The following is a 26,883-nucleotide window of genomic DNA, read 5'->3' on the forward strand; positions in this document are numbered from 1 at the left end:
CCCCCCCCCGGACTTGAAATGGAAACTGAAGCCGCGGTAACTGTCGTGCGGCACGGTGTCCCGGGAAACGGCGGAATAGAAGTTCTCGCCGATGGGGATGATGCCGGCCATGGAGGGGAGCGTCAGCTTCCCTTTCTTGACCGCGGCACCTACCGTCTCTATGTTCTCCACCTTGATCTGCGTGAAGAGGCGGGAGAGTTCGGGGGAGATTTCGCCGGAGAGTTGCGCGGCTGCGGGGGGCGGGGTGGCCAAAACCAGCCGCGGCGCCTCGAAACCCTCGCCGCCGGCGAGTTCGATGACGTAACCTTTCCCCCCCTGCGCCACCCGGGCCACCTCGGCGCCGGTTACAACGGTGATGCCGGCAGCGGCGGAGAGCTTGTCGATCACGGTGTTGAGCCCCCCCTGCAGGGTGAAGCTCTTGATGACGTCTTTTCTCCTGGGTCGCTTGTTGAAGAGCATGTCGGCGGGAAAGTCGTTGGCGCGCTGCGAGATGACCGCGTTGAAAGCCGGTGCGAAGACCCGGTCGTAATTCTTGCGCCCCACGATGCGCCCGTAGTAGGAGGCGACGCTCTCCCCCTCTTTTTTAAGGGTGAAGATCCGCCATGCCGAGCCGAACAGCTCGGGGAAGGAGAGTTGCGAGGTTATGCTTTTAATCTCGTTATCGACAAGCATCTTGAAGGAGACTTTCTCCCTGGCCAGGATGCTCTCCATCATGCCGTGCTGCTCCATAAGCCCGATCAACCCCTGGTAGGAGTTGTAACAGGTGTGCGCCCCCAGTTCGAGCCAGAAGCCAGCCGCTTCACCGTCGAAGCGGTGCGAATGGAAGCACCCGCCCACCCGGCCGCTCTTCTCCAGGACCAGCGTGTTCAGTCCCGCGGCAGCGGCGTAGTTGGCAAAGCTGAGTCCGCTGATCCCTGCACCTATGACGATGGCGTCGAATTGCTTCATCTGACAGCTCCTCGCGTTAAAAAGTCGTTAATCACGCGCTTATATAAGCCCGGCTGCCGCAGCTTGTCAAGGTTTACAACATGTTGACAACCTTTGTTCCAGCTATTACATTCTGGACAGCTTATCCCATAGCAATAAGAAAGGACGTTACCCATGGCACAAAGAGATTATTACGAGGTCCTTGGCGTAAAGAAAGGGGCCTCTGTCGACGAGATAAAGCGGGCCTACCGCAAACTCGCCGTGAAATACCACCCGGACAAGAACCCGGGAGACAAACAGGCCGAGGAGCGCTTCAAGGAGATAAACGAGGCGTACGCGGTCCTGTCGGATCCCAAAAAGAAGGAACAATTCGACCAGTTCGGTTCCACCAACTTCCATCAGAAATTCTCCCAGGAAGACATCTTCAGGGGGTTCAACGTCGACGACATGTTCCGCGACCAGGGGTTCGGCACCGACGACATCTTTTCCCGTATCTTCGGCGACGCCCTAAGGCGCCAGCGCGGCGGCGGGCACGGGCGGATGGCGGCAAAGGGCGAGGACTTCTCCATGGAGATCCAGGTTACCTTCCGCGAGGCGTACGACGGGGCGGAGAAGCGTGTCGCCTTCATGCGCGACGGCGCCCGGGAGGAGCTGTCGGTGAAGATCCCGGCGGGGATCGAGAGCGGCGCGAAGCTCCGAGTCGCCGGGCGGGGAGGCGCGGGGCGCATGGGAGGTAGCTCCGGGGACCTCTACCTCACCGTCACTGTGGGGGCGGATCCGCTCTTTACCCGCGAGGGGGCCGACCTGGTGCTGAACCACGAGGTGAAATTTTCGCAGGCGGTGCTGGGGGGATACATCGAGGTCCCCACCATGTCCGGCGCCAAGCGGATCAAGATACCGGCCGGCATCCAGGCGGGTACCAAGGTGAGGCTCAAGGGGCTCGGGTTCCCTCTGGTCGGGGAGCAGGCACGCGGCGACATGTACGTGAGGATCGCGGTTCATGTCCCGGAAAAACTGAGCCACCGCCAGCGTGAGCTGGTGGAGCAACTGGCGGCAGAAGGGTTGTAACTTCAGGAGCAAAAGTAAAAAGCCGCTCCCGGATTCCGGGAGGGGCTTTTTTTGTCCCTGATCAGTGGGTTGCGGGAGAGGAGCTAGCGGAGTTCGATGGCTGCGCCGGCACGAAGCTCCTTCACCCACTGGGCGAAGCGCTCGTCGGACTTCTTCTTGTAGAGGGTGTCCTCGATGGAGTCCTTCACCTGATCGAAGGGCCGTCCTGCTTCCTGCTTCTTCCCCTCCAACTTGATGATGTGCAGCCCAGCTGGGCTGCGCACAATGGAGCTCACCTCGCCAGGCTTCATCGCGGACACGGTGTCCCCTATCTCGGGGAGCATGTCGGCCTTCTTGAAGGTCCCCAGGTCGCCGCCGTCTTTGGCTGCCGCCGGGTCGTCGGAGTACTTCTTGGCCAGAGCCGCGAAATCCTCTCCGGCGCGCGCTTTGGCCAGCACCTCGTTGGCGCGCGTTTCGGCCTTGGAGAGCTCCCCGGCGCCCCCCTTCTTGTCCACCTTGAAGAATATGTGGCGGGCGCTGTAAACCTCGCTGCCGCCGTATGCGGCGATGTTCGCCTGGTAGTATTCGCGCATCTCCCGCTCCCCCACCTGGACCTTGGAGCGGACCTCCTGGCTCATCAGCCTCAGGCGCTCCATTTGTTCCTTCAACTGGGTGCGGTACTGGGCCAGGGTCAACCCCTGGGTGACGAGCGCCTGCTCCAGGTTCTCCTGGGTCAGGTTGTTCTGCTTCTTCACGTCCTCTATGGCAAGCCGCACTTCCTCGTCGGAAACGTTGATGTTGAGCTCGCGGATCTTCTGCTCGATCAGTTTCCTCTCGACGAGGCGGTTCAACGCCGCTCCCCGAAGTCCGCTTTTGTCGGAGCCGGGAACCTTGTCCGCGTCCTTCTGGATCTGGAGGTACTCCTTGTCCAGTTCCTGGGTGGTGATGATTTCGTCGTTGACAATGGCGGCGATGCCGCTTACCTGTTTCGCGGTGGATGCTGCGGGGTGCAGCGCCAAAAGCGCCAGCACGGCGATGCCGATAATGATCTTGGACATGATGCTCTCTCTATTGCTTTTGCTGCCGGTTAGTAAAAACGGCCGGGCTCATGCCCGGCCGCCGTTGGTGCTGCCTTGTTCCTGCAGGCGCTAGCGCGCCTTGGGCTGTGCCGGCTGCTGTGCCGGTTTCGCGGCCTCTGCCTCGGGTGCGGCGCCCGCTCCCTTGCCCCCTTCTGCCGGCGCGCTCTTCAGCTCCTTCAGGGCATCTTCCTTGATGTTAAGCTTGGCGTTCTTCTTGAGTTCTTCCTTGAGCTTCTTGAAGGTCTCCTGCTGCCTTTCCGGCACCATGGCCGCCTTGATCTGGTCCTTCACATCCTCGAAGGAGCGTGCACCTGCGGGGCGGTCGCCGGTTTTCTTGATGATGTGGTAGCCGAACTGGGTCTTGACGATCCCGGAGGTCTCCCCCTCCTTCAGGCCGAAGGCGACCTTCTCGAAGTCGGGAATCATGGAGCCTTTGCTGAACCACCCGAGATCCCCACCTTTCTGCGCTGCGCCGTCTATGGAGTGTTTCTTGGCCAGTTCCTCGAAGCTTGCGCCGTTTTTCAGCTGGTTCTGGATATCTTTAGCCTCGGCTTCGCTCTTGACCAGGATATGGCTCGCCCTGATCTGTGCGCCGCTTTGGAACTTTTCCTTGTTCTTCTCGTAGAAGGCCTTCATGTCGGCGTCGCTGATGTTGCCGGACTCTTCGACCTTCTTCTTCAGGTATGCTTCGACGATGACGCGCTTTTTCAGGTCTTCGAGCTTCGCCGCCACTTCAGCGCTGCTGTCGATGCCCTCTTTTTTAGACTGCTGCAGGATCAGCTCGCGCACCACCATGGTGTCCAGCATCTCCTTTTTCCCTTCCGGGGTCTCGGTCATCGGCTTGAGGTAGGGGGGGAGAGCGGCCTGCTCCTTGTAGAAGTCGTTATCGGTGATCTTCGCGCCGTTGACCTCTGCCAGAACGATACCGTTACCCGGTCCCTTCTTCGCTTCGCTCTCTGCCTTTTGCTTGCATCCGGTCGCGGCTACGCAAAGCGCGAGTAACAGCACTGCGGCGGTCTTGGTGAAATGCACGGTTAGCTCCTTTTTCCAAAAAATGTAAGTGTATTCAAATGCGGTCGAACGCTAGCATATCAGCCTAGGCATTTCAAGAGATTTCTGGCCTCGGAAAGGACCCCCTCGAAGGAGCCGTCGGCCAGGCGCGCGTAGAGGCGGAAGTCCGGCGTGAACCGGTATTTCCCCTTCTCCTTCCTGAGCAAAGCCATGATGGCGTCGGGCGAGACGGGGGTTCGCTCGTGGAAGGAGAGGACCAGCTCGTTACCGGCCAGCTCGATCTCCTTCACCAGGAGCCGCTTCAGCGTCACCCGCAGGCGCATCACCTCCAACAGGTAGACAGCTGCCATGGGGAGCTGGCCGAAGCGGTCGGCGAGTTCCGCCCGGATATCGTCTATCTCGGCCTCGTCGGTCGGCTGGGTCAGCTTCTTGTAGATCATCAGACGCTGGTTCGGGTCCCGTACGTAATCCTCCGGGATGAAGGCGGGAACCTTGAGCTTGATCTCCGGCTCGACCCGCTCCGGCAGGGCCTCACCCTTCAGGGTGCGCACCGCCTCGTCCAGAAGTTCGGTGTAGAGTTCGAATCCCACCGCCGCGATGTCCCCGCTTTGCCGCGCCCCCAAGAGGTCGCCCGCCCCCCTGAGCTCCAGGTCGTGGGTGGCGATCCTGAAACCCGCCCCCAGCTCGGTCAACTCCTGCAGGATCTTCAGCCGCTCCCGGGCCTCAGGCGAAATGGCCCCCTCGCCGGGGATGAGGAGATAGGCGTAGGCGCGGCTTTTGGAGCGCCCCACCCTGCCGCGCAACTGGTAGAGCTGCGACAGCCCGAAGGTGTCGGCCCGGTTCACGATCAGGGTGTTGGCGGTCGGGATGTCGAGGCCGCTTTCGATGATGGTGGTGCAAAGAAGGAGGTTGGTCTCGCCATGCATGAAGGAGAGCATCACCTGCTCCAGCTCCTTCTCGGCCATCTGGCCGTGCCCCACCGCGATCTTCGCCTCGGGGACTATCCGCTTCAGTTCCTCGGCCATGGCCCCTATCGTCTGCACCCGGTTGTGGACGAAGAACACCTGCCCGCCGCGCCTGAGCTCCCTGAGCACCGCCTCCCGGATCAGCTCGTCCGAGGAGCGGGAGACGAAGGTCTTGATGGCGAGCCGGTCCACCGGCGGCGTATCGATGATGGAGAGGTCGCGTATCCCCATGAGCGACATGTAGAGGGTGCGCGGAATAGGGGTAGCGGTGAGGGTGAGTATGTCGACCACGGCGCGGAACTGCTTGAGCCTTTCCTTGTGGGCCACGCCGAAGCGCTGCTCCTCGTCGACGATCAAAAGTCCCAGGTCCTTGAAGACTACGTCCTTTTGCAAAAGCCTGTGGGTGCCGATGACGATGTCGACCTCCCCTTTCTTCACCCCCTCCAGGATCTGCTTTTGCTGCTGGGGGGTCCTGAAGCGCGAGAGCATCTCCACCCGGACCGGGTAATCCTTGAGCCGCGAGGCGAAACTCTCGGCATGCTGCTGGGCGAGGACCGTGGTGGGGACCAGGATCGCCACTTGTTTCCCGTCCAGGGTCGACTTGAAGGCGGCGCGCATGGCCACCTCGGTCTTGCCGTAGCCGACGTCGCCGCAGACCAGCCGGTCCATGGGGCGCGGGCTTTCCATGTCCGCGATCACCTGATCTATGGCCTGGGCCTGGTCCGGGGTCTCCTCGAAGGCGAAGGAGGCCTCGAAGGCACGGTACATGTCGTCGGCGGGGGAGAACTTGAAACCCTGCTGCACCTCGCGCGCGGCGTGGATCTTCAGGAGTTCTGCCGCCATCTCCTGCACCTCGGCCCTGGCCTTCGCCTTGGCCTTTTCCCAACCCGCCGCGCCGAGACGGTCGAGCCTCGGCTCGATCCCCTCCGCTCCCACGTAGCGCTGCACCAGGTTGATGCGGTCCACCGGGAGGTAGAGTTTGTCGCCGCCGGCGTATTCCAGGAGCAGGAAGTCCCCCTCCAGCCCGGTGAGGCTCAGGTGCTGGAGCCCGCGGTAGATGGCTACCCCGAAGTCGACGTGCACCATGTGGTCGCCCGGCTTAAGCTCCGCAAGCGAAGTAAGCAGCTGCTGCTTCTTCGCCTCGGAGAGCCCGCGCCGCTTCACCCTCTTGCCGAAGATCTCCTCCTCGGCGACCACGACCAGGCGCTCTTCCTCAAGCCTGAAGCCGCGGGAGATCTCCCCGGTCAGGATCTCGACACGGCCGGGGGGACGCGCGGCCACGTCCGCGAAGCAGTCCTGGGTGGAGTCGAGCGGGAGGCGGTAATGCGAAAGGAGCTCGTAGAGCCTTCTGGCCTGTCCCGCCTGGTGGCACGGGACCAGCACGCGGTTTCCCGCCGCGATCCAGGTCACCATCTTCTCGGTCAAGGGTGCCAGGACCCGATCCCCCTCAGGGCTCACCCCTAGCTTCAGGTCGCTGTTGGCGACACATTTCAGGCGGAGGGTCTCCCCCCCCTCGCCGGCTAGCTCCAGGCGGGGGAATTCCAGGCGGCGCCCGGCGTTCAGCGTGTCGTGAAACTCTTCGGGGGCGAGGTAGAGGTCGGCGGGGTCGCAGATGATGGCGTCGCGCAGCTCGGCGCGGGCCGCCGCCTTGGTGAGATCCGCTTCGAAGCGCTCGCACGCCTCCGCTATGGCGGCCGGGTCGACGAGGACGCGGGTAGCGCCGGGGCCTGCGTAGTCGAAGAGCGTCTCCAGCCCCGGATGGAAGAGCGGCTGCAGGAAATCCACACCGGGGGGGTAGATGGCGTGCTGCAGCTGCTCCAAAAGCTCGCGGCGCCGGTCGGCCCCGATCCCCAGGTGGTCGCAGCGCCGCTTCAGCCTCGGCGTGAACTCCTTGACCACCCCCTCCGACAGGATCACCTCGCGGGAGGGGAGCAGCACCAGTTCGTCAAGAGGCTCCAGCGAGCGCTGGGTGACCGGGTCGAAAAGGCGCATGGTCTCGACCAGGTCGCCGAAGAACTCGATGCGCACCGGCCTCTCCTGGTCCGGGGGGAAGATGTCCAGGATCCCGCCGCGCACCGAGAAGCTGCCGCGATCCTCGACGATAGGGACATGGGAGTAGCCCAGCTTCACCAGCTTCTCGACCAGGGTCTCGCGCTCGAGTTCCTCGCCGGCCACAAGGTACTGGCAGACGCCCCCCAAGGTCTCGCGCGGAATCACCCGCTGCAGCGCGGCGGCAAGCGGCACCACGACGGCCCGGGCGCCGCCGTCCATAAGGCGCAAAAGAGCGTTCAGCCGCTCCCCCACGAGGTCCGGGTGTGGGCTCGCCGCCTCGAAGGGGGTGACGTCCCAGCCGGGGAAGGGGAGTACCGCGTTGTGGCTGCAGCTGAAAAAGCGGAGCTCGCGGGCAAGCTCGTCTGCGCTCTCCTGGTCAGAGGTGATAACCACCAAGGGGGGGCCGGACTCGGTCATGAGCCGCGACAAGAGATAAGCAGGGGCGGAGCCGTCCACCCCCGCGAGGCTCAACCGGCTCTTTTCGGGGGCGAGTTTTTCCTTAATGCTCTTCAGGTATTCGGGTACGGGTATGGTCATCGCTGGAGACAGGGCCTTTCTCGGGTGGTGGGTGGCGCGAACGCCGATTGAGCATAGCAAAAACAGGGCCGATTATCCACAAAGATGGGCGAGAACTTTTGCCCGGAGAGCAGAAATATTTATAAAGAAAAAACGGGGGAGGCCGAAAAGTCATTTAAGTAAGGAAACCGCCACCGAAAGACCTGGTCAGGGGAGAACCCCAGTGCATATAGCCACACACATAGGTGAACCGATGAAACAAGAAGACATCCTGCACTCCGACGTGATCAATTACTTCGCTGGGGAGTTTGCCGCACTGGAAGAACGCCTGAAAGCGGGCCGTCTGGAGGACTACCGGGAACGTGTGCTGGTCAGCCGCAAGATCGCGGAAGCGTTGCACCTGCTGGCGCCGTACGTCCGCAGCGACCCCAGGGCCAGGCACCTGGTGAAAAGCGCCGAGACGCTGAAAAAGGACCTGCTCTCGGTCAAGTCCATCATAGAGAAACAGCTGCTGCAGCAAAAGGACCAGCAGTCGCTGTTGCAGGCCATCGTCAGCAAACGAAAAAAGGCGCGCCACCCGGACGAAACTGCCAACTGAACTCCCCCAGCGTCGCCGGGTGCGGCCTACGGGAAAGCCGACCCGGCAACTCTTTTCCTCCCAATGAAGAAATCGCTTTACAATTCCGACGGCGTATATTATATATCTCGCTCTTGTTGTGGAGAGATGTCCGAGTGGTTGAAGGAGCACGCCTGGAAAGCGTGTGTACGTTAATAGCGTACCGAGGGTTCGAATCCCTCTCTCTCCGCCATACTTACTAATTCCTTGCGGATAGACCTGATAGCTGGGTCCCGCGCAACGGAAGGTTATGAACCCCGTCAGGTCCGGAAGGAAGCAGCGGCAGTAACCGCCACCGTGTGCCGCGGGGTAGCCCAGCTATCAGCTCTTTCCGCAATCCCCCAGCCTCCCCCCGCCCCACGCGAACCATTGAACCAAACACCATGAACCACGACGCCATAGAGGTATGCCCCCTTGTCCTATCTCGTACTCGCTAGAAAATGGCGCCCCCAGACCTTCAGCGATCTGGTCGGCCAGGAGCATGTCAGTCAGACCCTGAAAAACGCCATCGACGGTGGGCGGGTCGCGCACGCCTTCCTCTTCACCGGGGCCCGCGGGGTGGGGAAGACCAGCTCGGCGCGCATCCTCGCCAAGGCGCTCAACTGCGAGAGCGGGCTGACCGTGGAGCCGTGCAATACCTGCTCCACCTGCCTGGAGATCACCGAGGGGAACTCTGTCGACGTCTTCGAGATCGACGGCGCCTCCAACACCGGCGTGGACGACATCAGGGAGTTGCGCGACAACATCAAGTACCTCCCGTCGCGCTCGCGCTACAAGATCTTCATCATCGACGAAGTCCACATGCTCACCACCAACGCCTTCAACGCGCTATTGAAGACGCTGGAGGAGCCTCCCCCGCACGTCAAGTTCATCTTCGCCACTACTGAACCTCACAAGGTCCCCATCACCATCCTGTCGCGCTGCCAGCGTTTCGACTTCAAGAGGATCGCGCTGCCGCGCATCGTCTCCAGGCTGCGCTACATCGTGGACCAGGAGGGGGTGCAGGTCTCGGACGAGGCGCTTGCCGTTGTGGCCAGAAAAGGGGACGGGAGCATGCGCGACTCGCTCTCCACGCTGGACCAGGTGCTCGCCTTTTGCGGCAACCAGGTCGCAGACGCCGACGTCGCGGCACTTTTGGGCGTGGTGGATCGCCGCCTGATCATGGACGGCTGCCGCGCCGTGCTCTCGAAGGAGGTGCGCTGCGCCCTGCAGATCGTGGCGCAGGTGGATTCCTTCGGTTACAGCATGAGGCAGTTTTGCCGCGAGCTGATCGACCAGTTCCGCAACGTGGCCATCCTGAAGGCGGTCGGCGAACCGGGGGACCTCTTGGAACTCTCCGAGGCGGAGCTTGGCGAGCTGCGCGCCCTGGCCGACGGCGCTTCGGCGACCGACCTCCAGCGGCACCTGACGCTGCTCCTGAAGGCCGAGGCGGAGATGGCGCATGCGAGCTTCCCGCGCCTGGTGCTGGAAATGACCATGATGAAGATGGCGACACTGGCGCCAGCGGTCGCGGTGCAGGAACTCCTCTCCCGGCTGGACTCGCTGGAATCCGGAGCGCCCGCGGCTCCGCGGCCGCCCCGCCAGGAGGGCGCCCCCCGCGCCGCCGCGCCGCCGGTCCAGGCGCCCCCTGCCGCCCGGGACCAGCACGCCGCACGCCCGGCCGCGCCCCCTGCCGCTCCGGCTCCCCAGCCCCCCCCTGCCCCGCCGGCAGCTTCAGTTGCGCCGGCAGCCGCCGACGCGGGGAGCGGCGAGCTTTGGGGGAGCTTCGTGCAGTTCGTCAAAGGGAAGCGTCCCATGCTAGGCACCGAGCTGGAGCAGGTCTACCCGGTCCAGGTCTCCCGCCAACTGCTGGAGATCGGCTGCCTGAACGGGACCTTCGAGCTGAAGAGGATGCAGGACCCGGAGCGGGTGGCGGAACTGAAGGAACTCGCCAAGACCCATTTCGGCGGAGCCCCGGCGGTGAGGATAACGGTGTTGAGCGAACCCCCGAAGGACGCGCCGCCGAGCCTGTCGGAAAAAAAAAGCCTTGAAAACGCCGAGCGACAGGCAACCCTGAGGCGCGAGGCGGAAGAGCACCCGCTGGTGGCCGCAGCGGTGGCGCTGTTCGACGGGGAAATCGCCGAAGTGAAGGAAATCCCCGGCAAGGATGTCATACAATCATAACGATGTTCCGCGGTACGCTTAGATCAATAAATGGAAATCGGAGGATAAGATGTCGAAAGGTTTAGCGCAGATCATGAAACAAGCTCAGATGATGCAGCAGAAGATGGGGAAGCTGCAGGAAGAAGCGGCGGCCAAGACCGCCGAGGTCGCCACCGGCGGCGGTGCGGTCACCGTCGTGGTGAACGGCAAGAACCAGGTACTCTCCCTGGTGATCAAGAAGGAGGCCGTCGATCCTGAAGATGTCGAAATGCTTCAGGACTTGGTGCTGACCGCTGTCAACGAGGCCCTGAAGAAGGTGCACGCCGAGATGAGCGAGGAGATGAGCAAGATCACCGGCGGGCTCAGCATCCCGGGCCTTTTCTAAGGGTACGGCCACCTGACAGCGGGATAGGTATAAAAGATGAGGGTGCACGCCGTAAGGTGTGCACCCTTTAATTATGGATTTCTTGGCTGAAAATTTTTTTCGTAAAATTAACCAGTAAAAACTTGTTTTATCCGTGGTGGGAATATGCTACATTTTTCGGGCTCGTTGACCAGGCTGGTTGGGGAGCTGAAGAAATTGCCCGGGGTGGGCGAGAAGAGCGCGCTGAGACTGGCCTTTCATCTGCTGAAGCATCCCAGCAATATCGAGGCGTTAGCGCAAAGCCTCCTGCAGGTGGGAGAAAGGGTGCATCTGTGCTCGGTCTGTTTTGCCATCACCGAGGACGATCCGTGCTGGATCTGTTCCGGCGAGCGCGATAGCGGCACCATCTGCGTGGTCGAAGAGCCGCAGGACCTTCTGGCACTGGAAAGAAGCCGCGCTTTCGGCGGCCGCTACCACGTGCTGCAGGGGGCACTTTCACCTTTAAACGGTGTTACGCCCAAGGACCTGAGGATTGCCGAGCTGATGCAGCGGCTTCAGGGGGGGGAGGTGCGCGAGGTGCTGATCGCCACCAATTTCACCGTCGAGGGCGAAGCTACGGCGCTCTACCTGACCAGGCTGATAAAACCGCTGTCTATAAAGGTCACCAGACTTGCACACGGCATACCTGTCGGCAGCGACCTGGAATATGTCGATGCCGCGACGGTGCAGCGGGCAGTCGAGGGGCGCTCCGAGTTGTAGCGGCGACCGGCGACCGAGAAGGAAGAGCCGCCGGAAAACAACGTTTGCCGCGGGGTGGATCGCTGTCCGCTGCCACACCGCAACAGGTCTTCAGTCACGGTTTAATGTTCCGAAAGCGTTTTTTCAAGGTCCAGTAATCTTCACCTACAGGAGGAAATCAATGTCCCGCAGAATGGTAACGATTGACGGCAACACTGCAGCAGCGCACGTGGCACACGCCACCAACGAGGTGATCGCAATCTACCCGATCACCCCTTCTTCCGTGATGGGAGAGATCTCCGACGAGAAAAGCGCCAAGGGCGAGAAGAACATCTGGGGAACGGTTCCCTCCGTGTCCGAACTCCAGTCCGAGGGGGGCGCTTCCGGCGCGGTCCACGGCGCACTCCAGGCAGGCGCCTTGACCACGACCTTCACCGCCAGCCAGGGCTTATTGCTGATGATCCCGAACATGTTCAAGATCGCCGGCGAGCTCACCTCGACCGTGTTCCACATCTCCGCACGCGCCATCTCGGCCGCCGCCCTCAACATCTTCGGCGACCACTCCGACGTCATGGCCGCCCGCGCCACCGGCTGGGGGATGCTCTGCTCCAACAACGTGCAGGAGGTCATGGACTTCGCGCTGATCGCCCAGGCCGCCACGCTGCGCGCCCGCGTCCCGTTCATGCACTACTTCGACGGCTTCAGGACCTCGCACGAGGTGCAGAAAGTCGAGGAGCTGACCTTCGACGACATGCGCGCCATGATAGACGACGACCTGGTGCAGGCGCACCGCCTGCGCGCCCTCACCCCGGACCGCCCGGTGATGCGCGGCACCGCGCAGAACCCCGACGTCTACTTCCAGGGTCGCGAGACCGTCAACGCCTACTACCCCGCAGCCCTCAAGATCGTGCAGGAGGAGATGGAGAAGTTCGCCGGGATCACCGGCCGCAAGTACTCGGTCGCCGAATATGTCGGCGCCCCCGACGCCGACCGCGTCGTCATCGTCATGGGCAGCGCCGCCGACACCGTGCAGGAGACCATCGAGACCCTGGCTGCCCAGGGGGAGAAGGTCGGTCTGGTCAAGGTACGCCTGTTCAGGCCCTTCCCGGTAGATGCCGTAGCAGCCTGCCTGCCGGCCTCCGTCAAGAAGATCGCCGTCCTCGACCGCACCAAGGAGCCGGGCTCTCTCGGCGAGCCGCTCTACCTGGACGTGAGGACCGCCATCGGCGAGGCCATGGCCGACGGGAAGACCTCGTTCAAGAACTACCCGATCATCGTCGGCGGCCGCTTCGGCCTGGGCTCCAAGGAGTTCACCCCGGGCATGGCCAAAGGGGTCTTCGACAACCTGAAAGCGGACAAGCCGAAGAACCACTTCGTCATCGGCATCAAAGAGGACGTGACCAACTCCTCGCTCGACTTCGACAAGAGCTTCGTGAACCCCTCCGCCGGGACCTACGCGGCGATGTTCTACGGTCTGGGCTCCGACGGCACCGTCGGCGCCAACAAGAACTCCATCAAGATCATCGGCGAGAAGACCGACAACAACGTCCAGGCCTACTTCGTCTACGACTCCAAGAAAGCCGGTTCCGTCACCACCTCGCACCTGCGCTTCGGCAAGGGGGCCATCCGCTCCCCGTACCTGATCGACCAGGCCGACTTCATCGCCTGCCACAACTTCTCCTTCCTCGAGAAGTACGACATGCTGACCAACGCCAAGCAGGGGGGCACCTTCCTCCTTTGCTCTCCGTTCGACAAGGAGCAGGTCTGGGACTCCATGCCGGTCGAAGTGCAGCAGCAGATCATCGACAAGAAGCTCAAGTTCTACGTGATCAACGCCATCGCGCTCGGCGAGAAACTCGGCCTGGGCGCCAGGATCAACGTGATCATGCAGACCGCCTTCTTCAAGATCTCCAACATCATGCCGCTTGACACCGCGCTCGCAGCCATCAAGGACGCCATCAAGAAGAGCTACGGCAAGTCCGGAGACAAGGTTGTCGACATGAACAACAAGGCGGTCGACGCGGCGCTGGAGAACATCTTCGAGGTAACTGTCCCGGCCAAGGCTAGCAGCGCCCTCAGGAAGCCCCCGGTCGTCGGCGCCCATGCGCCGAAGTTCGTCCAGGAAGTCACCGCGCAGCTCATCGCCGGCTACGGCGACGAGGTTCCGGTCTCCATGATCCCGGCCGACGGCACCTTCCCGACCGGCACCTCACAGTACGAGAAGCGCAACATCGCAGTCGACATCCCGGTATGGGACGAGCAGCTCTGCATCCAGTGCGGCATCTGCTCCTTCGTCTGCCCGCACGCCTCCATCAGGATGAAGGTCTACGACGCCGACAAGCTCTCCGGCGCCCCGGCGACCTTCAAGTCGGCCGACGCCCGCGGCAACGAGTTCAAAGGGATGAAGTGCACCGTGCAGGTAGCTCCCGAAGACTGCACCGGCTGCGCGGCCTGCGTGGCCAACTGCCCCGCGAAGTCCAAGGAGGACGCCAACAAGAAGGCGATCAACATGCAGTTCCAGGCGCCGCTTCGGGCCTCGGAAGCCGCCAACTACGACTTCTTCCTGGCGATGCCGGAGACCGATCCCAAACTGGTGAAGCTGGAGACCCTGAAAGGGAGCCAGCTGGCACGGCCGCTCTTCGAGTACTCCGGCGCCTGCGCCGGTTGCGGCGAGACCCCGTACCTGAAGCTCATGTCGCAGCTCTTCGGCGACCGCGCCATGATCGCCAACGCCACCGGCTGCACCTCCATCTACGGCGGCAACCTCCCCACCACCCCGTGGGCGAAGAACGCCGACGGCCGCGGCCCGGCCTGGTCCAACTCCCTCTTCGAGGACAACGCCGAGTTCGGCTTCGGCATGAGACTTGCCGTCGACAAGTTCAACCAGGCCGCGACCGAGCTCCTGGACGTGGTCTCGCTCCCGGCAGAGCTGGTAGCCGAGATCAAGGGGGCCGACCAGCAGACCCAGGCCGGCGTCGAGGCGCAGCGCGCACGCGTCGCCAAGCTGAAGGATCTCCTGGCAGGGTCCAAGGACGCCGCAGCCAAGAAGCTCCTCTCCATCGCCGACTACCTGGTGAAGAAGTCGGTCTGGATCGTGGGGGGCGACGGCTGGGCCTATGACATCGGCTACGGCGGCCTGGACCACGTCATCGCCTCCGGCAAGAACGTGAACCTCCTGGTCCTCGACACCGAGGTCTACTCCAACACCGGCGGCCAGGCCTCCAAGTCCACCCCGATGGGCGCCGTGGCCCAGTTCGCTGCGGGCGGCAAGCCCCAGGCGAAGAAGGACCTCGCCATGATCGCCATGGCCTACGGCAACGTCTACGTCGCCAAGGTCTCCCTCTCCAACCCGGCCCAGGTGGTCAAGGCGTTCATCGAGGCGGAAGCGTACAACGGACCGTCCCTCATCCTTGCCTACAGCCACTGCATCGCCCACGGCATCGACATGGCAACCGCGGTCGAGACCCAGAAGCGTGCGGTAGCCTCCGGCCACTGGCCGCTGGTCCGCTACAACCCGGACCTCGCCGAGCAGGGCAAGAACCCGCTCCAGCTCGACAGCAAGGCTCCGAGCATCTCCCTCGAAGAGTACGCCTACGGCGAGAACCGCTACCGCGTGCTGAAGAAGAGCAACCCTGAGGCTGCTGCCACCCTCATGGCCCGCTCCTCCGAGCTCACCGCCCGCCGCTTCGATCTCTATAAGCGGATGGCGGAAATGGACTTCGAGAACAAATAATGCTCAAGACCGCTTGACACCGGTAAAAGCGCTGCATAAAATCTTCACCTGTGCCGGGGCCGGTCCCGGCAGATCAACCGTAAAGCAGCAACAGGAGATGTGGTAATGGCTAAAGGCGTAGTGAAATGGTTCAATGACAGCAAAGGGTTTGGTTTCATCGAGCAGGAGAACGGCGAAGATGTCTTCGTGCACTTTTCCGCGATCCAGGGCGAGGGGTTCAAATCCTTGGCAGAGGGCGATTCCGTCACCTTCGACGTCCAGCAGGGCCCCAAAGGCCTGCAGGCCGCCAATGTGACCAGGGTTTAAAGGAAGCTTTAAACGTGAAAAAGCCCCCGGAGCTTAGAGCTCCGGGGGCTTTTTCGTTTTGCAGCGACTCAAGGTCCCGGCGCTACTCGATGCAGCTTCCGACCGAACCTTTCCGGCAAACCGTCTTGTCGGTCCAAAGCGCCCCCTCAAGCTTCGCGCCCGCGAGCCTCGTTCCCCGCAGGCGGGCCTGGTTCAGGGAGGCGCCGCGCAGGTTGGCGCCGGTCAGGTCAGCCAGTTCCAAGTCCGTCTCATCAAGCTTGGCCCGCTCCAGGTTGGCGCCATGGAGGTTGGTCCTGCTTAAATTGGCACCGGTCAGATCGTAGCCGACCAGGTTCACCCCACTCAAGTCGGTGCCGGAGAAGTCGCGCGTTGTCGATAGGATCCCCTGCAGCTCGGCCTGCGTCATGTGCCGGTTCAGGACCTTCACCTTCGCTTCTGCAGACTTCGCCCCTTTTTTCACCTCAGCGGACTTAGCCGCTTTCTTCGCCTTCTTTTTCGCTTTCGGGCCCGCTTTGACCGCTCCTTTTTTCTTTTTTTTAGCGGGCGCCTTTTTCTTCACTTGAGCCTTCTTGTCGGCCGCCGCCGAGGGGCCTTCGCTAGCCCCCTCCTTGGCCAAGGCCGCCAGCTTCGCCTTGGCCTCATTGAGCGCGCGGGCGTCAGCGCTGGCGGCATCTTTTGGCGCGGCACCGGTCGTAGCGGGAGCGGCGCCAGCCTTCGCCGGGGCTGCGGGGGCTGCCGGGGTCCCTGGGGCGGCCGCACAAGCGTCGGTCGCGGGGAGAGCCGCGGCAAGAAGCCAGGCAGCGAGGGAAATATACGCGGTATGGGATAAAAGACGGCGATTCATGGACGCCTCCGTGACGATATATGTTCTGTCCCCGGGACAGCCGGGGAAGGATGAAACTTTTCCCCTTATCGGCAGAAGGCCCCAAAACTGAAAGACGAATACATTAGCCCCCGTGTCTGCGGAGTCTCATTACATTGGCGGATGCATTAGCAAGGGGGGCTGTGCTATATTTGTCAATCGTGCCGCGCTGGGCACGGCCTAAGACAACTGTTACGGGAGCAACATGGCAACGGACAAGATCATCATCAAAGGTGCCTGCGAGCACAACCTCAAATGCATAGACGTGGAAATTCCCCGGGACCAGCTGGTGGTGATCACCGGCATCTCTGGGTCGGGAAAATCCACCCTCGCCTTCGACACCATCTACGCCGAGGGGCAGCGCCGCTACGTGGAGTCGCTCTCCGCCTACGCGCGCCAGTTCCTGGAGCAGATGGAAAAACCCGACGTCGAGTCGATCGAGGGGCTGTCCCCTGCCATCTCCATAGAGCAGAAAACGACCAGCAAGAACCCCCGCTCCACGGTTGGCACCGTCACCGAAATCTACGACTACCTGCGCCTGCTCTTCGCCCGGATCGGCAAGCCGCACTGCTACAACTGCGGCCGGCTCATCACCTCCCAGACCGTTTCGCAGATGGTGGACCAGATAGCGGCGCTGCCGCAGGGTGCGAAGCTAACGCTCCTCTCACCCATCGTGCGAGGCAGGAAAGGGGAGTACAAAAAGGAACTGACCCAGTTCAGGAAAGACGGCTTCGCCCGTGTCGTCGTTGACGGCGAGACCTATGACCTCTCGGAAGAGATCACCCTGGACAAGAAGAAAAAGCACGACATAGACATCGTCGTCGACCGCCTGGTGGTGAAGCCGGGGATCGAGAAGCGGCTCGCCGATTCGCTGGAGACGGCACTCTCGCACGCGGAGGGAATCGTCAAGGTGGCCCTCTCCCCGGACGCGGAGCGCGGCATCAAGGAAGAAACGCTCCTTTTCTCCGAGTCGGCCGCCTGCATCGAGTGCGGCATCTCCTATCCAGAGATGACCCCCCGCATGTTCTCCTTCAACAACCCCTACGGCGCCTGCCCAGACTGCACCGGCCTCGGCACCAGGATGTATCTGGACACCAACCTGGTGGTGCCGGACCACGACCTCACCCTGGCCGAAGGCGCCGTCGCCCCCTGGGAGACGCGCTTCTCCGGATGGTACCAGCAGACCCTCGCCGCCTTGGGCAAAAGCTACGGCTTCGACCTGCACACCCCTTACAAGCAGCTCTCCAAGAAGGCGAAAGACGTGATCCTAAACGGCTCGGGGGGGGAGCTGGTCGATTTCTGGTGGGTGGACGACGCAGGGAAGCGGCACACTTACAAGAAGGCGTTCGAAGGGGTGCTGAACAACCTGGAGCGGCGCCATCGCGAGACCGACTCCGAACAGGTGCGGGAGGAGCTGGAGAAGTACATGGACGTGATGCCCTGCCCCACCTGCCAGGGGGCGAGGCTCAAGAAAGAGGCGCTCTTCGTCAGGGTGGGTGGAAAAAACATTCAGCAGGTAACCGCCTATTCCATCCAGGACGCGCTCTCCTTCTTCGACTCTCTGGCGCTCACCGAGAAGGAAGAGGACATCGCCCGGAGGATCCTCAAGGAGATCAGGGAGCGGCTTAACTTCCTGGTCAACGTCGGCCTCGACTACCTGTCGCTGGATCGCTCCTCGGGAACCCTCTCCGGCGGCGAGGGGCAGAGGATCCGGCTCGCGACCCAGATTGGCTCCTCGCTGGTCGGGGTGCTCTACATCCTGGACGAGCCTTCCATCGGCCTGCACCAGCGCGACAACGGCAGGCTCTTGTCTACCCTGAGGCACCTGCGGGACATCGGCAACACGGTCCTCGTGGTTGAGCACGACGAGGAAACCATCTCCGAGGCGGACTGGGTCATCGACATGGGACCCGGCGCCGGGATCCACGGCGGCGAGGTGGTGGCAGAAGGCACCCCCGCCGAGATCATGGCCAACCCCCATTCGCTCACCGGCCGCTACCTCTCGGGCGCGCTGACGATAGCGATCCCCAAAAAGCGCAGGAAAGGGAGCCGGTTCCTCTCCATCGAGGGGGCCAACGAGAACAACCTGAAGGACGTCTCGGTCGACCTGCCGCTCGGAGTAATGACCTGCATCACCGGGGTGTCGGGGTCGGGAAAGTCCTCGCTCATCATCGATACCCTCTATAAGACCCTGAACCAGCGGCTCTATAAAAGCAGGGAAAAGGCCGGCGCGGTCCGGGCCATCCACGGCATGGAAGTGCTGGACAAGGTGATCAACATCGACCAGTCCCCCATCGGCCGCACGCCGCGTTCCAACCCCGCCACCTACACCGGCCTCTTCACCGAAATCAGGGAGATCTTCGCCCAACTCCCCGAGTCGAAGATGCGCGGCTACAAGCCCGGGCGCTACTCCTTCAACGTGAAGGGGGGGCGCTGCGAGGCCTGCGCCGGGGACGGCATCATCAAGATCGAGATGCACTTTCTTCCCGACGTGTACGTGCAGTGCGAGGTTTGCAAGGGGGCGCGCTACAACAGGGAGACGCTGGAGGTCCGCTTCAAGGGGCGCTCCATCGCCGAAGTCCTGGATATGACAGTCTCCCAGGCGCTGGTCTTCCTGGAGCATATCCCGCGCCTGAAGGGTAAGCTGCAGACCCTGGAGGAGGTTGGGCTTGGTTACATCAAGCTGGGGCAGTCCGCGACCACCCTGTCAGGCGGAGAGGCGCAGCGCGTCAAGCTCGCCAAGGAGCTTTCCAAACGTGCCACCGGGCGCACCATCTACATCCTGGATGAACCGACCACCGGCCTGCACTTCGCCGACATAGCGAAGCTCTTGGAGGTGCTGCACAAGCTGGTAGATGCGGGAAACACCATCGTGGTCATCGAGCACAACCTCGATGTGATCAAGACGGCGGACTGGATCGTCGATCTGGGTCCCGAGGGGGGAGACCGCGGCGGCGAGGTGATAGCAGTGGGTACCCCGGAGCAGGTTTCCAGGGTGGAGCGGTCCTACACCGGGCAGTATCTCAAGAAGATGCTGCCACAAGGTTAGCGAACGCGGTGAATCTAGGAGAACTCGATGAAGGACAAGCGCGACAATCAATGCGGCTGCAGCATTGAGCAAAGACATAAAAGTTGCGCCACCTGCAGCGGCGAGGATATTTTCTCTTACTGGTGCAAGACCTGTGACCGTTCCGTTCCCGAAGGGCGCTGCCCGTACTGCGGCTTAAAGGCACAGAAAAAGAAAGGAGAAATGGGGGAGCTTTCAGACAAAACGTGAACTATCTCTAACCAGAGCTGACGCTCAAAATTTTTGCGTTATAATTGCCACGTTCTTTCCCTGGCTGTATAAGTCGCCTTTATATAAGGCATTTATCATGCGAAAATTCATCCTCACACAAGCCGTGCTGTTTTTGCTTTTACTCACCCAGGCGGGATGCACCCACTTGCTGCCGCGGGGCAAAAGCATCACCGAGTCCCCTTTCCAGAACTATTCCGACGCGAAGACGGCCTTCGACCAGATAGAGATCGGCAAGACCACCGTCGAGGATCTGCAGAAGCTGGGGTTCGACGTGACCTCGGCTCCCAACTTGAAGCTCCTGAACTACCTGGACATAGCCGCGACCGTCCAGGCGATCCCGAACAAGGACCTGGATCCTGGCCTGCAGGCCTGCCTCAAGGCCAGGGCCGACTGCCGGGCCTATCTTTTCGAACCGAAGAGAACCTATACCAAACGGATAGGGAACTTCTGGCTCGATATCTTCAACTTCAAGCGCAAAAGCCAGGAGACAGGGTGGCGTTTCAAAGCCCTCATCGTCTTCGTCAACCACCACGTAGCCTACAAACTCTCCAGCGGCGAACCGAAGATCGACCAGGTCAACGACCAGGTCAACCCCCTCGGCCCGTTCCAAGCCCCCGCGGACTTTGTCACCCGCGCGCTTTAACCCCCCCGCCTACAGTTCCACTGCAAGACCTTTCCCCAGCCGGGCCAGCCTGAGGGTTCCGCGGCCGCGCCCGTCTCTTCGCTTGGTTTTCCGCAATGAATGGTGATATCTTAGAGGCGCTGGGCCGATCAGGGCGCCACGCAGAGGAGAAGCGCCATTTATGAAAGAAACCTCCCATCCCTTTTCCACCCTCACCCCCAACTTCATCATGGACGCCGTCGAAAGCCAGGGATTCCGTTGCGACTGCCGCACTTCCGCCTTGAACAGTTACGAGAACCGCGTGTACCAGGTGGGGATCGAAGAAGAAAAGCCGCTGATCGCGAAGTTTTACCGCCCTGGGCGCTGGAGCGACGAGCAGATCAGGGAAGAGCACCAGTTCTGCCTCGAACTGGCCGGACACGAGCTGTCGGTGGTCGCTCCTTGGGTGAACCCGGCTGGCGAGACCCTGTTCCATTTCGACGGGTTCAGGTTCGCCCTCTACCCGCGCCAGGGGGGGCACGCCCCCGAGTTCGACAACGACGAGAATCTGGTGATCCTCGGGAGAATGCTGGGGCGCATTCACAGCATCGGCGCCATACGCCCCTTCAAGGTGCGCCCCACCCTGGAAAGCCGCAGCTTCGGGCACGACAGCGTAGCCCTCATCAAGGAACGCTTCATCCCCGAGGAGTACCGCGCGAGCTACACGGCGGTCACCGACCAGCTCCTTTCCGCCATCGACGCTGCCTTCGCCAACGCGCAAGGGGTGACCCAGATCAGGGCGCATGGCGATTGCCATGCCGGCAACATCCTGTGGCGGGACGGCGCGCCGCATTTCGTCGACTTCGACGACGCCCGCATGGCGCCGGCGGTGCAGGACCTCTGGATGATGCTTTCGGGAGAGCGGTCGCGCCAACTGGTGCAGCTGGAACAACTGGTGAAGGGATACACCGAATTCCGCGATTTCCACCCCGGAGAACTCAGGCTGGTGGAGCCGCTGCGCGCACTGCGCATGCTGCACTACAGCGCCTGGCTGGCCCGGCGCTGGGAGGATCCCACCTTCCCAATCACCTTCCCCTGGTTCAACACGGTGCGCTACTGGGGCGAGCATATCCTGCAGCTGCGCGAGCAGTTGTCTGCGCTCGACGAGCCGCCCCTGGAACTTCCTTGAAAGCATAAAAAAAGGCGATCGTGACCGATCGCCTTTTTTTATAACCACCGCGACAGTTGCAGCTTGCAGCCGCCCCCCGCGCCATTTCCGTCCGGATGCCCGGCAATCAGCGCGCGCTTTTTTCCAGTTCCTGATCGAGCTGCTTCAGCCGTTCGAGGTTCTTGTTCAGGTCGTTGACCTCCTTGGTGAGGGACTGGTTGTTCCCCTTGAGGCTCTTGTTCTGGCGCCTCAAATCGTCCGCCACCTCGATCAGGTCGTTCAGGTGGTCCGCCTGCGCGGTCCAGGGGCTCTTGGGGTACTCCCTTGCCAGACGCTTGAGAAGCTGCTGGGCCTGTGCCGATGCCGGCCGTTCCAGCCCAGGCTTCAAGGTCAAAAGGGCCAGACGGAAAAGCGCCTGATCGGTTACTCCGGGAGCCGCGGGTGCGCTGACCACGGCATGGAGCGCTTTGACCGCACCGGCCTTATCCCCCTTCTCCAGCATCTCATCGGCCTGCTCCAATTGCCTGGACGCCGCATAACGCTGCACCAGGTTGCCCTGAGGGCTCTTGCCTGTGATGGCGCATCCCGAGCAAAGCGAGATGACGATAAACAAAGCTGCTTGCTTTTTCATGCTGCATCCCCTGGTGTCCCTACAAGATAGTTGCTTCCCGGGGTCTCCTTGGCGCTGTCCTTCACTTTGGCCGCTGCCCTGGCAATGTCTACGGCCGAGGAGAATTGGTCCCTGCCGCAGATGATCGCGGCGATGGAAATGGTGACCACCGGGAAGAAGCGCTGCACCCCGTAGCGGTCGCATCCCTCGATGCCGCCTGCCTTCAGGTCCTGCTGGCTGTAGTGCTTCACAACCTCGGCGTTGAAGTTCGCAATCACCGTCTCGCAGACGGGTTTTACCCTGTCGGTCGGTACCACCATCACGAAGTCGTCGCCTCCCACGTGGCCGACGAAGCCGGCGCCGCCTGCTTGCGCCTTGACCGCCGCCTGGATCAGGTCGCCTGTCAGCCGAAGCAGCTCGCTCCCCTTGGCATAACCGTAATGATCGCCGAACGGCTTGAAGTTATCCAGGTCGGCGTAACAAAAGGCGAAGGATGCCCCGCTTTTCAGCCGCTCCTCCAGTTCCCGTTCGATGGCGAAATTGCCGGGGAGCCTGGTCAGGGGGCTGGCATCGAGGCTCATCTGTTCGAGTACCTTTAGCCTCGCCGCCATCTTGGTGAAATCCCTCGCCAGGTCGCTGATCTCGTCCCCGAGCGGGATCTGCGGGTCGTAGTCGAAATCCCCGGCGGCGATCCTGTGCGTTGCGCTTTGCAATTTCCTGATGGCGCCGAAGATGCGATAGGTGACGAAGGGGGCGACCCCTATGGCCAGCAGGAACCCGGTCAGGGAGATGGCCACCGTCCACCAGATGGTGGCCTTCTGCTGCTCGTTCGCCTTTGCCAGCACCGCGTGCAGGATCGCTTTACGCTTAATGTAGGTAGCGTCCACCGCGTCCAGAAGCTGCCGCGCCGACCGCCGCAAGCCAATTTCGCTCCCCGGGGTACCGGAGAACAGTTTCGCCGACGCGCCCTGGTAGCTTAGGTACAGCTGCTTTAAATGTGTTACGTCCTGCTGCGCGCCTGAGCGCTCCAAGACCGCCAGGTTATGAAGCGCTTCCGACTCGCGCTGCCGGAACAGTTCGATGAAAGCGGGATCGTGCAGGATGGCGTATTTACCGGCAAACCCTTCCTGGGCCAGAAGCGAGGTGCGAAGTTCAATGAGGGCGCTCATTACCGGAAGATCGTTGTTCACGATTTGCCTGGAAGTGTTGTTGCTCTTGTAGATGTTGAAAGTAGAGAAGACGAGTGCTGCCATGGTGAAAAAGGCCATGGCGGCATACCCCGCGCCGATCTTCTGTATCAGGGTCAGCCTTGGCAGGCTGAGCTTCGCGGGAGCATTTGTATTCATGGGTGATGACATGGGCTAGATATTAGAGGACGCTGAGAGCAAAGTCAACGCTGTCGGTCCGAAGCAACATACTCCTTCCACTGTGACAGTACCCTTGCTGCCGCCTCTTGTGTGGTGCAACTGTCTAGCAGAACCACTATCTGCGCATGCCTGCGATAAAGCGGGAACCTCTGTTCATAAAGTTGTTCCAGTCCGCCTTCATCCATTCCGACGATGCCGCGCGGCGCTTCCAAAGATATGTGGCTCCGGATGGCATCAATGGGAAGATCGAGAAAAACAACCGTGGAGATGGAACAAAGGTGGCGCATGGCGGCCTCCGAGTAGACGACGCTCCCGCCGGTGGAAATCACGGTACGCTCCGCCGGGTCCAGGCTCAGTACCGTTTCCTCCTCTATCAGGCTGAAGGCCTCAGTCCCCACCTGGTCGATCACAGCCTGCAGCTTGAGGCCAAAGCGCTGCTCTATGAGCCGGTCCGTGTCCAGGAAATCCCAGCCCAGCCTGTCGGCGATGATTCTCCCCACAGCGCTCTTACCCGACCCGGGCATCCCAATAAGTGCCATCGTCTGCATAACCGCTCCAGCGCCGAAATGGTTGTCGACGCGCTGCCGCAGGCCCCATCCCTGAAGCCGCCTCAAGTCCTAAGCCAAATTCAAGGCAGGGTTCGGTCAGTTCTTCGCCGGCAGCAGCGTCGCTTCCAGAAGTTCGCGCAGCATCTTGTTGGCGCCGGCCTCGCGGTTCACGATCGCCTTGCGCTCCCGGCGCGACAGGAAAGCGCAGAGATGGCCCGCCGCCTCTGCGGTGCTTCCCGCGATGGAGGTGGAGAGGTGGCAAAGGATCTGCACCGGCAGGCCGTTTTTGAAACCCTCAACCAACTTGCCGATCTCCTCGTGCCGCTGTTCGTAGCTCCAGGTCTGATAGACTTCATCCCCGATATTGTTAAGCTGGTTCAGCATTTCTCCTCCATGTCCGGCTCTCTCGTCGCTACTTCTTATGCTCGTGGCTGAAGATATGATCCCTGCAGTAGCCGTACTGTCCGTTGCACTTGGGGCAGTAGCGGAAATCCATCTCGGGGTCGGTTTTGTCGGTGATGCCGCAGGTGGTGCACTTGTGGGTCAGTGGCTGCTCCTTCCTGGGCGCCTTCGCCACCGTCCTTGCTATCTGCCGCCGCCCCTGCCTCAGATTCAGCAGGATGTCCCTGGCGAAAAAGATCAGGAAGTTGGCAGTCGCCGCCAGCACCATCACCCGCGCCGTCCAATCCCCGAAAGTGAACTGGTAAGCGTAGCCCAGCCAGGTAAGCAGGGCAAGCCACTTGATCTTCACCGGGAGTATGAAGAAGAGCAGGATCTCGAATTCAGGGAACAAGGCGGCGAAAGCAAGGAAAACCGAGCCGGCGAGAAAGGCGTTGCTGATCGGGTAGGCCGGCACCAGGAAGGACGCCCCCAGCGTGATCAGGCACCCAAGGAAAAGGTAGGCGTTGTAACGGAAGGCCCCCCAGTACTCTTCAAGCGCCGAGCCGAGCATGTAGAAAAAATACCAGGCGATCAGCGTGAAGAGCACGCCGGAACGCGGTGGGTCGAAAGGTATGGTGAAGATGCGCCACCACTCTCCCGCCATCAGCAGATCGGCGGAGAAGTAGGTAGAACTCCGCTCCAGCTTGCCGGTGAGGTACATGACGTAGAAAAACGACTGTCCAGCGATCAGATATAGGGTCAGGTTCGGGATCGCGAAGCGTCCAAGCTTTCTTTCCAGCAGGTCTATGATTCTCATTGCGCGGGATCGGGTCCTTTTTGAGCCGGCAGCACGCTGCCGAGAGTTAGCGAATCGGCCCTCATGGTCGGAATACGTCGCGCAATCTACCACATTACTTTATTAAAGCGCAACCATCGCTCTCGTTATCAGGCAGGTGCCCTGGAGCTGCAATTTGATCCCATGGGTTGAATAATATTGATTATTGCGCTCCCCTCCCCTAAAATGTCGCGAATTCTAGATGAAAAGGAAAACATGACCAGCGTCCTCTTAATATCGGATACCGAAAGGGTGCAGCGCATCTTCCAAACCCTGGAAGGGAAGGAAGTGCTGAAACTGCATACGGCATCGACCCTCCCCTCGGGCGAGGCGCAGATCACCGCTTCCCCGTGCGACTTCACCTTCGTGCAGAGCCGCATCTCCGGTTTTTCCGGGGACATACTGCTGCGGCACTTGGAGAAGATGCTGCACAAGGGTGCCGTGCTGGTGCTTTTGGCAGGCGATGCCGAGGATGCTGAACAAGCGCGCAAGCACGGCAGGCAGTCGGTCGACCTCACCCTTGCGGACGACCTCCTGGCGCAGACTCTGCTGGCGGTAGTGACCGGCGCCCCGCTCCCGGAGCAAGGGGGCATCGAAGCGCCTTCGGCGACCAAGCCTGCCGCCGCGAAAGAGGCCGCGCCGCCCGCGTCGCCACCGGATACGGAAGAGAAGGAAGCCGAGCGCTCTGGCGCTTTCGCGGCTTCCCCCTCCCGGGTTGCCGACCCGGAAGCCTCCCCTTTCGAGGAGGCAATACAACGCGCCGCAGCTAACGTCGCCCCCATCAAGGCAAGCCTCCTTGAGGTTGAGGAGCGGGTCGAGATCGGAAAGAGCGGCGCCGGGACAGGAAAAACGCCAGCTTCGCCCGTCGCTGCCGGGCAACCGGTGCGGCCGGACGACATTTATGCCGGAGAGACCCTGCTGGAAGCGATGCGCCGGGCGGAAAAGAAAAAGAGCCGCCGCCCATACCTTCTCATCCTGCCCGCCCTGGTGCTGATCGCCATCCCGTTCATCTCCTACACCGTGGGCAAGAGGTCGCCGGCAAATATCGAAATCGCACAGGCTTTCAAGCCGGCGGCGAAGCCATCCGCCTCCCCCCAAGCCCTGCCGCCGAAGGCAGCCCCTGCCGCTCCGCCGGCCGCCCTTGCGGAAAAGCCCGCCCCCCCCCCAGCACAACCGGCTCTACCGCCCGCTACTCCCCAGACGGCAAAACCAGCGCCGCCACCGCCACCCGCTACGGCTGCGCGTCCCGAGCCGACCGCGCCGGCTGCACAAAAGGCGGCCCCGCCTGCCGCCACTGCAGCGAAACCTGCCGCCAAGCGCGGAGCCGAGCGGCTCCCCCCGGTGCTGAAAGGAACCAAGCCCGACCTGCAATACGGCAAGACCCACCCGGGGTGGGAGCGCTACCTGGGGCTCAGGGCGGAATACAAGCTCTTCCGCGAGAACCACCTGTACAAAGCCCTTCAGGTGGTTTCTGTCGACGGCGGGGCGATTTCCGAGGACCTCTTCAGGAGGATCCTGCGGGAGTTCGGCGGGGCGGACGACTACCGCGTCGAGTCGAGCGAAAAGAAGGGAGGCTACTTGGTCGAGCAGGGCAGCACCAAAGGGAACACCGCGCTCACCATCTATCGCAACCACAACAACCGCACGATGAAGGGCTTTGTCGTTTATTACCGTTGATGGCCCCGCCGGTCCTGAAATAAAGGAAGTGAGGTAACTT

The 26,883-nt window shown here is 61.8% G+C and carries 22 protein-coding genes, 1 tRNA gene, 1 other RNA gene and 1 pseudogene; 14 read left to right on the forward strand and 11 right to left on the reverse strand.

Annotated elements, in window-relative coordinates; all coding sequences use genetic code 11:
- A partial coding sequence (locus tag K419_RS0115660) for a protoporphyrinogen/coproporphyrinogen oxidase (RefSeq protein ID WP_026842411.1) occupies positions 1–948 on the reverse strand: 948 nt, incomplete at its 3' end.
- Positions 949–1,101: 153 nt separating this feature from the next.
- Here K419_RS0115660 and K419_RS0115665 point away from each other — a divergent pair.
- Positions 1,102–1,995 (forward strand): DnaJ C-terminal domain-containing protein, encoded by an 894-nt coding sequence (locus K419_RS0115665; protein ID WP_026842412.1) that lies wholly within the window; start codon positions 1,102–1,104, stop codon positions 1,993–1,995.
- A gap of 83 nt (positions 1,996–2,078) precedes the next feature.
- Here K419_RS0115665 and K419_RS24490 read toward each other — a convergent pair whose 3' ends face one another.
- From K419_RS24490 to mfd, 4 genes and pseudogenes are all read right to left on the reverse strand, one after another.
- The gene (locus tag K419_RS24490) at positions 2,079–2,630 is read right to left on the reverse strand and encodes a peptidylprolyl isomerase (RefSeq protein ID WP_318842537.1); all 552 of its coding nucleotides are present in this window, start codon (positions 2,628–2,630) and stop codon (positions 2,079–2,081) included.
- Positions 2,631–3,038, reverse strand: a pseudogene (locus K419_RS24495) (SurA N-terminal domain-containing protein); the annotation flags it as partial.
- A gap of 84 nt (positions 3,039–3,122) precedes the next feature.
- Positions 3,123–4,085: a peptidylprolyl isomerase gene (locus tag K419_RS0115675; protein ID WP_026842414.1), complete on the reverse strand. Its 963-nt coding sequence runs from the start codon at positions 4,083–4,085 to the stop codon at positions 3,123–3,125.
- A gap of 59 nt (positions 4,086–4,144) precedes the next feature.
- Positions 4,145–7,618, reverse strand: coding sequence for a transcription-repair coupling factor (gene mfd, locus K419_RS0115680; RefSeq protein WP_026842415.1), 3,474 nt, complete (start codon positions 7,616–7,618; stop codon positions 4,145–4,147).
- A gap of 232 nt (positions 7,619–7,850) precedes the next feature.
- Between mfd and K419_RS0115685 the strand changes: the two genes are divergently transcribed.
- The 8 genes from K419_RS0115685 to K419_RS0115715 all read left to right on the forward strand — a co-directional run bounded on the left by K419_RS0115685 (position 7,851) and on the right by K419_RS0115715 (position 15,496).
- On the forward strand, positions 7,851–8,195 hold the full coding sequence (locus tag K419_RS0115685) for a hypothetical protein (protein ID WP_026842416.1): 345 nt from the start codon (positions 7,851–7,853) through the stop codon (positions 8,193–8,195).
- A 120-nt stretch (positions 8,196–8,315) separates the two neighbouring features.
- A tRNA-Ser gene (locus tag K419_RS0115690) sits at positions 8,316–8,406 on the forward strand.
- Between the two features lie 31 nt (positions 8,407–8,437).
- An RNA gene (ffs, locus tag K419_RS23210) (signal recognition particle sRNA small type) lies at positions 8,438–8,536 on the forward strand.
- A gap of 91 nt (positions 8,537–8,627) precedes the next feature.
- A complete protein-coding gene (gene dnaX, locus K419_RS0115695; RefSeq protein ID WP_026842417.1) occupies positions 8,628–10,376 on the forward strand; it encodes a DNA polymerase III subunit gamma/tau in 1,749 nt (582 codons plus the stop codon).
- 49 nt (positions 10,377–10,425) lie between these two features.
- A complete protein-coding gene (locus K419_RS0115700) occupies positions 10,426–10,740 on the forward strand; it encodes a YbaB/EbfC family nucleoid-associated protein (RefSeq protein ID WP_026842418.1) in 315 nt (104 codons plus the stop codon).
- Between the two features lie 144 nt (positions 10,741–10,884).
- Positions 10,885–11,478, forward strand: coding sequence for a recombination mediator RecR (gene recR, locus K419_RS0115705; protein ID WP_026842419.1), 594 nt, complete (start codon positions 10,885–10,887; stop codon positions 11,476–11,478).
- 160 nt (positions 11,479–11,638) lie between these two features.
- Positions 11,639–15,190 carry a pyruvate:ferredoxin (flavodoxin) oxidoreductase gene (nifJ, locus tag K419_RS0115710; RefSeq protein ID WP_026842420.1) on the forward strand — a complete coding sequence of 1,184 codons (3,552 nt, stop codon included), beginning with the start codon at positions 11,639–11,641 and terminating at the stop codon, positions 15,188–15,190.
- A 105-nt stretch (positions 15,191–15,295) separates the two neighbouring features.
- Positions 15,296–15,496, forward strand: coding sequence for a cold-shock protein (locus tag K419_RS0115715; RefSeq protein WP_012773903.1), 201 nt, complete (start codon positions 15,296–15,298; stop codon positions 15,494–15,496).
- Between the two features lie 82 nt (positions 15,497–15,578).
- Here K419_RS0115715 and K419_RS0115720 read toward each other — a convergent pair whose 3' ends face one another.
- The gene (locus tag K419_RS0115720; RefSeq protein ID WP_026842421.1) at positions 15,579–16,340 is read right to left on the reverse strand and encodes a pentapeptide repeat-containing protein; all 762 of its coding nucleotides are present in this window, start codon (positions 16,338–16,340) and stop codon (positions 15,579–15,581) included.
- A gap of 223 nt (positions 16,341–16,563) precedes the next feature.
- Between K419_RS0115720 and uvrA the strand changes: the two genes are divergently transcribed.
- The 4 genes from uvrA (at position 16,564) to K419_RS0115740 (ending at position 21,446) form a co-directional block, all read left to right on the forward strand.
- A complete protein-coding gene (gene uvrA, locus K419_RS0115725; RefSeq protein WP_026842422.1) occupies positions 16,564–19,407 on the forward strand; it encodes an excinuclease ABC subunit UvrA in 2,844 nt (947 codons plus the stop codon).
- Positions 19,408–19,434: 27 nt separating this feature from the next.
- On the forward strand, positions 19,435–19,635 hold the full coding sequence (locus K419_RS0115730) for a hypothetical protein (RefSeq protein WP_026842423.1): 201 nt from the start codon (positions 19,435–19,437) through the stop codon (positions 19,633–19,635).
- 97 nt (positions 19,636–19,732) lie between these two features.
- A complete protein-coding gene (locus K419_RS0115735; RefSeq protein WP_026842424.1) occupies positions 19,733–20,299 on the forward strand; it encodes a hypothetical protein in 567 nt (188 codons plus the stop codon).
- A 160-nt stretch (positions 20,300–20,459) separates the two neighbouring features.
- Positions 20,460–21,446, forward strand: coding sequence for a serine/threonine protein kinase (locus K419_RS0115740; RefSeq protein ID WP_026842425.1), 987 nt, complete (start codon positions 20,460–20,462; stop codon positions 21,444–21,446).
- 106 nt (positions 21,447–21,552) lie between these two features.
- Here the strand turns inward: K419_RS0115740 and K419_RS0115745 are convergent, their stop codons facing one another.
- The 5 genes from K419_RS0115745 to K419_RS0115765 form a co-directional block, all read right to left on the reverse strand.
- Complete coding sequence (locus tag K419_RS0115745; RefSeq protein ID WP_026842426.1) at positions 21,553–22,056, reverse strand: outer membrane protein assembly factor BamD; 504 nt, start codon at positions 22,054–22,056, stop codon at positions 21,553–21,555.
- Positions 22,053–23,381, reverse strand: coding sequence for a HAMP domain-containing protein (locus K419_RS0115750; RefSeq protein ID WP_226377714.1), 1,329 nt, complete (start codon positions 23,379–23,381; stop codon positions 22,053–22,055). The genes K419_RS0115745 and K419_RS0115750 overlap by 4 nt, the downstream gene beginning before the upstream one ends.
- Before the next feature lie 44 nt (positions 23,382–23,425).
- Positions 23,426–23,950, reverse strand: a complete 525-nt coding sequence (locus K419_RS0115755) for a shikimate kinase (protein ID WP_026842428.1) — start codon at positions 23,948–23,950, stop codon at positions 23,426–23,428.
- A 96-nt stretch (positions 23,951–24,046) separates the two neighbouring features.
- Positions 24,047–24,334: a hypothetical protein gene (locus tag K419_RS0115760; protein ID WP_026842429.1), complete on the reverse strand. Its 288-nt coding sequence runs from the start codon at positions 24,332–24,334 to the stop codon at positions 24,047–24,049.
- 28 nt (positions 24,335–24,362) lie between these two features.
- Entirely contained in the window at positions 24,363–25,148 is a 786-nt protein-coding gene (locus K419_RS0115765; RefSeq protein ID WP_026842430.1) for a rhomboid family intramembrane serine protease, read from the reverse strand.
- Positions 25,149–25,382: 234 nt separating this feature from the next.
- Here K419_RS0115765 and K419_RS0115770 point away from each other — a divergent pair, with 234 nt between their 5' ends.
- Entirely contained in the window at positions 25,383–26,843 is a 1,461-nt protein-coding gene (locus K419_RS0115770; RefSeq protein ID WP_026842431.1) for a histidine kinase, read from the forward strand.
- Positions 26,844–26,883: the final 40 nt, after the last annotated feature.

Source organism: Citrifermentans bremense R1 (assembly GCF_000426865.1).
GTDB classification, from domain to species: Bacteria; Desulfobacterota; Desulfuromonadia; order Geobacterales; family Geobacteraceae; genus Geomonas; species Geomonas bremensis.